A 10554-nucleotide genomic window follows, 5' to 3' on the forward strand; every position below is an offset into this window, starting at 1 on the left:
AACCTGTTCCACAAAGTGCGCCAGACGCGTGGCCGGCAGCAGGCATCCCAGCGGGGAGGCGCGCATCGCCGCACCGTTGGTGACGCCGTTGTTCTCCAGCTGGCTCACCGGCTTGCCGTCACGGATGGCGTTCAGGGCAATTTTGGAGGTCGGGCCGAGTACATTCTTATTGAACGCGTCAAAATCCAGCGCCCAGTCCAGAATATGCTTACCGATAACGTCAGGGTTAATTTCCCCCTCGCATTCGATAATCGCATCGGCCAGGCACAGCGCCATCGACGTATCATCCGTAAATTCGGCCTGCTTAAAGTAACAGGCGGCATTATTCTCAGCCGGGCCGGGTAAGAAACGGTCGATCCAGCCGAAGTGCGCTTTCACCCGCTTGCGCGGCCAGAGCTCCGACGGCATTCCCATCGCATCCCCTAACGCCTGCCCGTAAAGAGCACCGAGAATACGGTCTTGTTTCATTTAACTTCCCCTCGTGTCAGCGCGGTATCGCCATCAACCACCTCAATTGCGGTGATCTCTTTATCCGATTCGCGGAAAAACAGCATAAACAGCACGGCAATCACCACAATCATGATTGCACCAAACGTCCACATTCCGGCCCAGTTGAAGGTCAGCCCATTCACCGGCTCTTTATATGCGAACATTTTTTCCATCATCACGCCGCCGAGACGGTAACCCAGCAGGCTACCAAAGCCCTGACAGCACAGCGTGATCAAGCCCTGCGCCGCGTTGCGCATATGCACGGGCGCTTTTTTATCCACGTAGATGTACGCGGTGACGTAATAGAAGTCATAGCTTACGCCGTGCAGCAGAATGCCGAGGAACAGCAGGGCGTAGGTGAAGTATTGCTCGGCGCCGCCGTAAACAAAGAAACCGTAGCGAATGGCGGCGGTGATCAGACCCAGCAGCAAGACCTTCTTAATACCAAAGCGTTTGGTAAAGAACGGCAGAGCGAGCATGAAGAAGATTTCAGAGAACTGGCCGAGGGTCATCCAGCCGGTGGCGTTTTTCATCCCCACTTCGGTGAGATAGCCGTTGGCAAAGATGTAGTAGAAGGCCAGCGGCATGGCGAACAGGAACGAGCAGAAGAAGAACACCAGGAAGTTTTTATCGCGCAACAGGATCAGCGCATCCAGCCCCAGCATCACTTTGAAATCCAGCTTGCCGGTACTCTTCGGCGGGGTATTCGGCAGGAACAGCGCGAAGACGCCAAGCAGAAGGGAGCTGGCAGCGGTCATAAGCAGCGGGATATTGGTGTCAGAGATGTCGCTATAGCCCATCATCTGCGGCAGGAAGCCGCACGCCAGGCCGGAGGCAATCCAGCCGATGGTGCCCATCACGCGGATGCGCGGGAAATCAGCCTCTACGTCATCGACGTTCGCGAAGGCGATGCTGTTGGTCAGCGCGATGGTCGGCATATAGGTCAGGGAGTAGGCCAGCAGCAGCGGGAAGAAGGTGCTGAACTGGGTTTGCTGCGCTGCGAAATACATCAGAATCGCGCCAGCGAACATCAGCACGGCCAGCACTTTCTGAGCGGCGAAGAAACGGTCCGTCAGCGAGCCGACCAGGATAGGAGAGAGGATCGCGGCAATCGCGGTACAGGCATACGACCAGCCAATTTCCCCGGCGGTGAACCCGCTCTTACTCAACCACAGCCACAGCGGCACAAACCATGCGCCCCAGATAAACCATTCAACGAACATCATGAATGACAGTTGGACTTTCGTTTTCATTTTTTAATCCTGCATGTCAGAGGTACGCATGTAACATACCATGTGATAATACCTTTTAAATACCTTTAAGGCGATTGTTTGATCAGTGTAACAAAAATGTTGTACACGAAACGAGCCAGCAGATTGTGCTTAAAAAAGTTGCAAATGGTGGAAAATAGGTTAAGTCGGTACCAGGCTTAGTCTGCCTGCAAAAACGTGGGCTTGGATCACACGCTCCGACATCATGTCGGACTTACGGGAGCATCACTATGACTGATATTGCGCAGCTGCTTGGCAAAGACGCCGACAGCCTTTTACAGCATCGTTGTATGACCATTCCAGCCGACCAGCTTTATCTGCCTGGCCATGATTACGTAGACCGGGTCATGGTCGACAACAACCGTCCGCCTGCCGTACTGCGAAACATGCAGACGCTTTACAATACCGGCCGTCTGGGCGGGACCGGCTATCTCTCCATTCTGCCCGTTGACCAGGGCGTAGAGCACTCGGCGGGAGCGTCGTTTGCTGCTAACCCGCTCTACTTTGACCCGAAAAACATTGTCGAGCTGGCGATTGAAGCAGGGTGTAACTGTGTGGCATCGACGTATGGCGTGCTGGCCTCCGTTTCTCGCCGCTATGCTCACCGCATTCCGTTCCTCGTCAAGCTGAACCACAACGAAACCCTGAGCTACCCAACCGAATATGACCAGACGCTGTACGCCAGCGTCGAGCAGGCGTTCAATATGGGCGCGGTGGCGGTCGGGGCAACCATCTATTTCGGCTCTGAACAGTCGCGACGTCAGATTGAAGAAATCTCCGCGGCGTTCGAGCGTGCCCACGAGCTGGGCATGGTAACCGTGCTGTGGGCCTATCTGCGTAACGCGTCATTCAAGAAAGACGGCGTGGATTACCACGTATCAGCGGATCTGACCGGTCAGGCAAACCACCTGGCGGCAACCATCGGCGCGGACATCGTGAAGCAGAAAATGGCCGAGAATAACGGCGGCTATAAAGCGGTGAACTTTGGCTATACCGACGACCGCGTGTACAGCAAGCTGACCAGCGACAACCCGATCGATCTGGTGCGCTACCAGCTGGCGAACTGCTACATGGGCCGCGCCGGGCTGATTAACTCCGGCGGTGCGGCAGGCGGTGAAACCGACCTGACCGACGCGGTGCGCACGGCGGTCATTAACAAACGTGCGGGCGGTATGGGGCTGATCCTGGGCCGTAAGGCGTTTAAAAAATCCATGGCCGACGGCGTGAAGCTGATTAATGCGGTTCAGGATGTCTATCTGGACAGTAAAGTCACGATTGCCTGACGCCACCGTATCCCTCTCCCCCGTGGGCTGAGGGTTCCTCACAAAATAATGCCTGCACAAACGGCCCCCTCTCCCTTGAGGGAGAGGGGGGCTCAGTCGCCACCACCCTGGCGACCCGGGCTCCCGGCGGTAAATCGCCGCTTCGCGGTCCCTTCGGCTTATTCCTTCCGGCTTATCGGGGGACGGGCGGAAGTAACATCCCTGTACAGCCCGCCCTCTCGGCGCATCCCTGCGCCTCGCCCCGGCCTACAGGAAACGCCTCAGCGATTTACAGCCGGACCGAGGCATCGCTGAAAGCCCTCAGTGATTCTGAGGCAATGTTATAGCTTTTGCTTTCAAATTACTGGGGAACCCTCAGCCCTGTGGGGAGAGGGCATTATCGCGCACGCTGTAAAAAATCAGCGCAACAGCACGCAGTCCGGCGGCAATCGGCACTGCAACGCCCCGGGCAACACCTCAATGCGGAATCGCTCGCCGCTGAGCGGCTCTCCGTCGAGGTTAAAGGTCATGCCGTGTGGGGCGATCACTTCAAACCACGCGGATTTCCCGTCGATGATATTGGGGCTCTCCTCTGGCTGCGTCAGCGTCGTAAACAGCGCAGGCAGCAGCCCGTCGCCGGTAAAAATACGCAGCTGTAATTGACCGTCGTTGATCAATGCTTCCGGGCAAAGCTGTTGACCGCCCCCCGCCTGCCGCCCGTTGCCGATACCAATCACCAGCGCGTCGCCCTGCCAGTGGAAGTTCTCACCGTGAATTTCACAGCTGTCGGGCTTGAGGGTGTCCATGCGCATTAGGCCGTGAATGAGATACGAGACGCCGCCCAGCGCGGCTTTCAGTTTTTCCGGTGTTTCGCTGGTGATCCGCGTGCCGAAACCGCCCGTTGCCATATTGATAAAGCAGGTTCTTTCATTCACCTGCGCAATATCGACGGCGGTCGCTTTCCCGAGGATAGCCAGTTGCAGTGCTTTGCCTAAATCCTCAGGTATACCGGCGCTGGTGGCAAAATCGTTGGCGGTACCGAGCGGTAAAATCCCCATCGCCGGGCGAGCTGCGGCGTTGAGGTCAATGAGCGCACCGGCGATCTCGTTGATCGTTCCGTCGCCGCCGCCGGAAATGATGGTCTCAGCGCCTAACCTGATACCTTCATCGATATAGCGCGCCGCATCGCCTTTTTCAAAGGTCACCCGCACGTGAATGCGCGCGCCATCTTCACGCAATTCGGTAATCGCCTGGCGCAGCAGATCGTTGCCTGCACTCTTGCCGTTAAGAATTAATAAACTGTCTGGATAGGTTGCCATCCGGGTTGCTCCCTTTTTTAGCTATAGAAAGAGTGTATCCCAGAGAGGGAAAAAGCGGGTAAGAACAGGATGAAAGGCAAAAAATAAGCCCGCGTAAGGGCTTTGAAATCGACTAAAGAACCCCGTAGCGCTTACAGTGCATACTACTGCCGCTCAATTGACTATTGTGGTCAACGTTTGAGGTGTGACATTGGCCTTGCCTCGATTTTGAGCTGCTTACGCCAGACCCGATTATGTAGCGTTAGCGCAATGGAGCGGTAAAAAATCGATGAATTCATCCACATAATGTTCAGAAAGAAACATCCCAGCCCCAGCAAAGAGGTTATTTGCGGTGTGTAGTTCTCAACAGGGCCGAATAAAAGCGAAATCCCCGTCCAGATGAAATAAATGATGCTCATTATGCCTGTCAGCGTAATGACGAAAATATGCAGTTTATATCCAGGTAAAGAACCTCGTGTAGTCAGAAACATCGTGCTCATCACTACCAGACAATACACAATCGCTGCAATGAATACTCCCATCATAACCTTAAATTCGGGTAAGCCGAGCCAGCGAAACAGCAACAACCAGAGGGACACTTGCAGCATGGCGTAGCAAAAAATAGCCAGTAACGTGCTCACTGCCAAAGGAATTCCTGTCATATGGACGCCCACAGGAACGCCGAACCGATCTTTTAACTGTTCTTTTAATGTTTCAAGCTGGTTGAGATCATCGGTCGCCATTTTACTTTTAACCAAAGCACTTAATGCAAGGCTATCTTTAATGTATTTCATCATGGACGGGTCAATAACTTCCTGTAAATGAAAAAGACTGAATTAAACCAAAAATGTATTTACCCGTTAGTGCAACATTCTGTGGATTTCTGATATTTCCTGAGATGGCACTTCCAACGAAGGCAGAAGAATTTGAAATGGTATTCAGCAACTCACGCTGTAAGAGCAACTGCAACGCTTCTGACGGATAACGTTTGGGATACACGCCTGCCTTCATTGCTGCTTTTACACCTGAATTCGAGATGCCGGGATTGCGGATACGAATAATCTCCTCTGTTAATCGCGTACGGTCGGCCCGGCTCATTTTTTGTAATAAGGAGAGCAAACTCTCAGACGATGAACGGTTAAGAAGGCGATATGTTAATGCAGCGCTTTTTAAACCCGCAGCAGCCCCGGCAAGAGAAATCGCATCCAGGGCTGTGTTGGTTGCTGTATACCACTCCTGGGAATCCATCCACGCAACGTAATCATCATGATTCATAGCAATCAACGATAGTCGGCCAAGCCCATTTGCACATTGAATTCCAGTTGCTACACCACCGGCTAAAATCACAGCGGCTATAGCACCGGAAGACCCTGCAGTGAGAGGTATAGCCATACCGGCCCCTGCCGCAAGTACAACAGTAAGAATTGCGGCTCCGCAGGAAATTGCCGTTGAACCAATTTCAGTTGCCAGGGAAGGGGAATTAATCGTCGCCGTTGTTGCCTGAACAGGGTTAACTAATGCGGCATTTACTTTGGTTATGACTACATGACTAACCGAGCTTTCGTTTGGTGTCGCAATCCTTCTTGATGGCCGTACTAGCCACTGACGTGTACCGTCTGAGTAGATAATCCCGGCCTGGCTAAAATTTCTGCTACAGTCCAGTTGACCTGCAAGTGCTGTGAAATTTATATCGCCGCCAGAGGCAAGACCAAGACTGCGTGCGAGTTCGTAATCTGGAAGATCCTTTGAAAATTGTCCTGTGAATGTCACTTCATCTCTCCGTCCGTGTGAAATGTTGATTGTTAATAAATCAAGAGTAAAGGTCCTGTTAACACTTAAAATTAGGAATGTTCCGAATAGTGTTCATCCCTCTCAAATCCATTAAAAAATGTGATTAGGATCCTTTGTTCGTTCGATTTGCTTAGATGATACGCCTAATGCTGACACAAACCTTTCCCGGGTCAATGCAACGCCATATTTATCAGGGGGAAAAATTTCAGGAGTTAACAAAAAAAATAAGCCCGCGTAAGGGAGATTACGCAGGCTAAGGAGGTGGTTCCTGGTACAGCTAGCATTTATGGGTTATGTTTTTCAGCGGGGGGATAATACCCGTATTGAACGAAGCGGTATGTGATCCGATTCTAAGAATTATCCCAGCGTGAAAAAATCCCGTTGATTGACTATTTGCCGTGTGGATTTCGGGTATTTTCACCTTCAAAATTACGCATCAGCAGCGCAAACTCCAGCTCCACCTCTTCAGGAACCGGCAGCCAGACCACATGGCCGTCGCCAGGTGCGACCTCAATCGCCTCACCTTTTTTGTTTTCCAGGTGCTCCAGTCGGAAGTTCATGTTGCCCTGCGGCGTCATCAGCTCCAGGCTGTCGCCTTTAGTGAATTTGTTTTTTACGGCGACGGCGGCCAGCGGGCCTTTACGCTCGCCGGTGAAGTCGCCTACAAACTGCTGGCGTTCGGAAATCGAATAGCCATGCTCGTAGTTCTGGTAGTCGTCGTGAGTGTGACGACGCAGGAAACCTTCGGTATAGCCGCGATGCGCCAGACCTTCCAGCGTTTCCAGCAGGCTGGTGTCGAACGGTTTACCGGCAGCGGCATCGTCGATGGCTTTGCGATATACCTGTGCGGTACGGGCGCAGTAGTAGTAAGACTTGGTGCGGCCTTCAATTTTCAGGGAGTGTACGCCCATCTTGGTTAAACGCTCGACGTGCGCGATGGCGCGCAGATCTTTAGAGTTCATGATGTAGGTGCCGTGCTCGTCTTCGAAGGCGGTCATGTACTCACCCGGACGTTTGGCTTCTTCGATCATAAACACGCTGTCGGTAGGCGCGCCAATTCCCAGCGTTGGCTCAACGTTGGTGACCGGAATCGGCTCGTGTTTATGCACGATGTTACCGATGTCATCCTCTTTCCCTTCCTGAACGTTATATTCCCAGCGGCAGGCGTTGGTGCAGGTACCCTGGTTCGGGTCACGCTTGTTGATGTAGCCAGAGAGCAGGCAGCGGCCGGAGTAGGCCATGCACAGCGCGCCGTGAACGAAGATTTCGATCTCCATATCCGGCACCTGGGTGCGGATCTCTTCGATCTCTTCGAGGGACAGCTCGCGGGACAGAATGACGCGGGTCAGCCCCATCTGTTTCCAGAATTTCACCGTTGCCCAGTTGACGGCGTTAGCCTGCACTGAGAGGTGAATGTCCATCTCCGGGAAATTCTCCCGAACCAGCATGATTAAACCCGGGTCCGACATGATCAGCGCGTCCGGCCCCATCTCCACGACCGGCTTCAGGTCGCGAATGAACGTTTTCAGCTTGGCGTTGTGCGGCGCGATGTTCACCACCACGTAGAATTTTTTGCCCAGGGCATGCGCTTCGTTGATGCCGAGCTGAAGATTCTCGTGGTTGAATTCGTTGTTACGCACGCGCAGCGAGTAGCGCGGCTGGCCCGCGTAAACGGCGTCGGCACCATAGGCGAAAGCGTAACGCATATTTTGCAGCGTTCCCGCCGGGGAAAGAAGTTCCGGTTTAAACATGTTTGTTCTCGTTCTGATGACAGGTCAGATCCGCATGCACCTGGTGCAGCGGTAAGGGGAGATCCCCCACTTTAAGGGCGGGCATTGTAGCGCTGCGGGGCGGGGAGGTAAAGCGCCTCACCCCTTTCAGATGACATAATACTTCGTATCTTTAAACCATTAGCGATATGACATACAAACACAAATATATTAAAGCCAGTAGAATAATACCGGCGATAAGAATGAAACCAATGGCATTCATCGTAGCCGTTCCAGAATACTTGACTGTCCAGATGGCAACCGTTCGGATGTTATGCAGTATTTTTGTGATCATATAGCTGATGAAAACAATAAGCAGCGTCAATTGCGTAAACATGGAAAGGTAAAACATGATCGCCTGCGGAATGAAGTAGTTAGATATTGCCCCTTTTGAGGTAAAGATAATCATGGTTTCGTTATCGATGAAATCCAGTGAAGAACGTATCACTTCCAGCGGGTTCCATGTCATTACAGGTCTGTCTTCAAAATACAGGCCTTGCTGGATATAGAGGTCCTCAATCGAAGCATTTTTAAGATGGGTGATGATAAGTGTAAATGAGAGCATAACACCCAGAACAATTGAAGAAAAATAAACGATCGATTTTACAGACGAAAACCCTTTCGATAGACCTGCGTTAATGTAAGCTCTGATAAGATAAATTGACATCACATCAAGCAGTAAAGAGTACCAAAAGCCAAAATGAATAAAGTCATGTAAAGCAACTTCAATGGTCAATGGCAGATGTTGAGGAATGATGTGCTCAGGATTTCTAAAAGTCAGCACCCAGAGATACCAAACTACAAATAAGATACTGGAATATAAAACCAATAAAAACGGGATGGTAATTAATTGCCTTTTTGAGAATGCATGATTACCGAATGCCAGGAAAAAAGCGCTTACCCATTGCTCGGAAAACTTGGTTATTCTGTTTTTTTTAGGTATGAGGAGTTCTATTTTTTGTATTGCTTTTGTTTTCATTTTTTTATTATAAGCAAATAACCCCAGAAAAAGGCTGGCAACGCTTATAGCTGTGGTGATGATAATGAATAAATTACCAATAAAATTTTGCATTTCTTGAAGCCGTAATATAGTGATTTATTTCGTTTTTAACATCAAACATTACAGTTTGCAATTGTCAAATCAGGTAGGCGTGTTGTTAGAAAGTGAATGTTATGAAGAACGATGATTACCTGGGCAGGTAATCATCGTTAAAGCAAATATTAAGCAATCCTGCACGCATCCGCTTCCCAGCGATACCCCACGCCGTACACCGCGCGAATAAACGACTGGTCGGCGTCCAGCGCCTCCAGCTTGCGGCGCAGGTTTTTGATGTGGCTGTCGATGGTGCGGTCGGTCACCACGCGGTAATCGTCATACAGATGGTTGAGCAGCTGCTCGCGGGAAAACACTTTGCCCGGCTCGTGGGAGAGCGTTTTCAACAGGCGAAACTCTGCGGGGGTGAGATCCAAAAGTTTGCTGCGCCAGCTCGCCTGGAAACGGCTTTCGTCGACGATCAGCGGGCTTTGCGCATCGAGCACCTGCAATTCACGCTGCGGCTTACAGCGGCGGAGGATGGTTTTCACCCGAGCGACCACCTCCCGCGGGCTGTAAGGCTTGCAGATGTAATCGTCGGCGCCGATTTCGAGCCCCAGCAGACGATCGATCTCTTCGATTTTGGCCGTCACCATCACGATGGGCACATCGGAGAAACGACGAATTTCGCGGCACAGGGTTAGGCCGTCGGTACCCGGCAGCATCAGATCCAGCAGGATCAGATCCGGCGGCGTCTGGCGCACGTAGGGCAGCACCTGGTCGCCGTGGCTGATAAGCGTTGGCGCGTAACTCGCAGCGCGCAAATAGTCGATCAGCAGTTGCCCAAGTTTAGGCTCGTCTTCCACGATCAAAATACGCGGTGTGTTGTCGTCAATCGGTAACTCGGTCATGCTTCCCTCGATAAATCCCGTTCCAGAGGTAACTCTACTGTAATGCTAACCCCGCCAAAAGGCGAATGGGCGGCGCGGATGGTGCCGCCATGGGCCTCCACAATGTTAACGCAAATGGCCAGCCCAAGGCCGGAACCGCCGCTGGCGCGGTTGCGTGAACCTTCGGTGCGATAGAAGCGCTCGAACAGTTTTTCCAGCTGCGCATCCTTCACGCCAGGGGCGGAGTCCGCAAAGGTCAGGGCAAAGCGCCCGTTTTCCTGCCTGCCGGAGATATGCAGCGCGCCGCCGCCGTCGGTGTAGCGGAGGCTGTTCTCCAGCAGATTATTGAACAGCTGCATCAGGCGATCTCTGTCGCCGAACACCACCGCACTGTCCGGCAGCGAAAGGTTGATTTTCAGGTCACGGCTGGCGAAGCGCTCGCGGAATGCGCCGGTCACGACTTCAAGGATATTGATCACATCGATCGGTGCTTTCTGGTAAGCCAGGGCGCCTTCGTCGGACATGGAAAGCTGATGCAGATCGTCCACCAGTTTGGTCAGCGTACCGACTTCCGCCTGAAGCGAGGCCACCGACTCGGGGGTGAACTGCCGCACGCCGTCCTGAATCGCCTCCAGCTCGCCGCGCAGCACCGCCAGCGGGGTGCGCAGCTCGTGCGAAATGTCGGCCATAAAATCGCGGCGCATCTGCTGGTTTTTTTCCAGCGTGCTGGCGAGCTGGTTGAAGTCCTGCG

Annotated in this window: 10 protein-coding genes; 1 reads left to right on the forward strand and 9 read right to left on the reverse strand. The window is 52.5% G+C overall.

The window, feature by feature from the left end; genetic code table 11:
* Together DD606_RS22420 and DD606_RS22425 are read right to left on the reverse strand one after the other, a co-directional pair.
* On the reverse strand, nucleotides 1-468 hold a 468-nt coding region (locus DD606_RS22420; RefSeq protein ID WP_176691460.1), incomplete at its 3' end, for an ADP-ribosylglycohydrolase family protein.
* Nucleotides 465-1742 carry a nucleoside permease gene (locus tag DD606_RS22425; protein ID WP_003859236.1) on the reverse strand — a complete coding sequence of 426 codons (1278 nt, stop codon included), beginning with the start codon at nucleotides 1740-1742 and terminating at the stop codon, nucleotides 465-467. The genes DD606_RS22420 and DD606_RS22425, both read right to left, overlap by 4 nt.
* A gap of 248 nt (nucleotides 1743-1990) precedes the next feature.
* Between DD606_RS22425 and fbaB the strand changes: the two genes are divergently transcribed.
* The gene (gene fbaB / locus DD606_RS22430; protein ID WP_000129585.1) at nucleotides 1991-3043 is read left to right on the forward strand and encodes a class I fructose-bisphosphate aldolase; all 1053 of its coding nucleotides are present in this window, start codon (nucleotides 1991-1993) and stop codon (nucleotides 3041-3043) included.
* 398 nt (nucleotides 3044-3441) lie between these two features.
* On the opposite strand, the gene yegS is transcribed toward fbaB, so the two are convergent.
* From yegS to DD606_RS22465, 7 genes are all read right to left on the reverse strand, one after another.
* On the reverse strand, nucleotides 3442-4341 hold the full coding sequence (yegS, locus tag DD606_RS22435; RefSeq protein WP_023314523.1) for a lipid kinase YegS: 900 nt from the start codon (nucleotides 4339-4341) through the stop codon (nucleotides 3442-3444).
* Nucleotides 4342-4511: 170 nt separating this feature from the next.
* Nucleotides 4512-5117, reverse strand: a complete 606-nt coding sequence (locus DD606_RS22440; protein ID WP_022651497.1) for a hypothetical protein — start codon at nucleotides 5115-5117, stop codon at nucleotides 4512-4514.
* A 7-nt stretch (nucleotides 5118-5124) separates the two neighbouring features.
* On the reverse strand, nucleotides 5125-6090 hold the full coding sequence (locus tag DD606_RS26005; RefSeq protein WP_176691461.1) for a hypothetical protein: 966 nt from the start codon (nucleotides 6088-6090) through the stop codon (nucleotides 5125-5127).
* 410 nt (nucleotides 6091-6500) lie between these two features.
* Entirely contained in the window at nucleotides 6501-7862 is a 1362-nt protein-coding gene (gene yegQ, locus DD606_RS22450; RefSeq protein ID WP_022651495.1) for a tRNA 5-hydroxyuridine modification protein YegQ, read from the reverse strand.
* 151 nt (nucleotides 7863-8013) lie between these two features.
* Complete coding sequence (locus DD606_RS22455) at nucleotides 8014-8952, reverse strand: hypothetical protein (RefSeq protein ID WP_045350251.1); 939 nt, start codon at nucleotides 8950-8952, stop codon at nucleotides 8014-8016.
* A gap of 149 nt (nucleotides 8953-9101) precedes the next feature.
* A complete protein-coding gene (baeR, locus tag DD606_RS22460) occupies nucleotides 9102-9824 on the reverse strand; it encodes a two-component system response regulator BaeR (RefSeq protein WP_015572364.1) in 723 nt (240 codons plus the stop codon).
* A partial coding sequence (locus tag DD606_RS22465; RefSeq protein WP_255573116.1) for an ATP-binding protein occupies nucleotides 9821-10554 on the reverse strand: 734 nt, incomplete at its 5' end. The genes baeR and DD606_RS22465, both read right to left, overlap by 4 nt.

It is taken from the genome of Enterobacter cloacae complex sp. GF14B, assembly GCF_004136805.1.
GTDB lineage: Bacteria > Pseudomonadota > Gammaproteobacteria > Enterobacterales > Enterobacteriaceae > Enterobacter > Enterobacter hormaechei_C.

Coding starts and splice junctions, on each gene's coding strand:
- yegQ (WP_022651495.1), bottom strand. CDS start 7,862: ATGTTTAAACCGGAACTTCTTTCCCCGGCGGGAACGCTGCAAAATATG.
- DD606_RS22440 (WP_022651497.1), bottom strand. CDS start 5,117: ATGATGAAATACATTAAAGATAGCCTTGCATTAAGTGCTTTGGTTAAA.
- yegS (WP_023314523.1), bottom strand. CDS start 4,341: ATGGCAACCTATCCAGACAGTTTATTAATTCTTAACGGCAAGAGTGCA.
- DD606_RS22455 (WP_045350251.1), bottom strand. CDS start 8,952: ATGCAAAATTTTATTGGTAATTTATTCATTATCATCACCACAGCTATA.
- fbaB (WP_000129585.1), top strand. CDS start 1,991: ATGACTGATATTGCGCAGCTGCTTGGCAAAGACGCCGACAGCCTTTTA.
- DD606_RS22425 (WP_003859236.1), bottom strand. CDS start 1,742: ATGAAAACGAAAGTCCAACTGTCATTCATGATGTTCGTTGAATGGTTT.
- baeR (WP_015572364.1), bottom strand. CDS start 9,824: ATGACCGAGTTACCGATTGACGACAACACACCGCGTATTTTGATCGTG.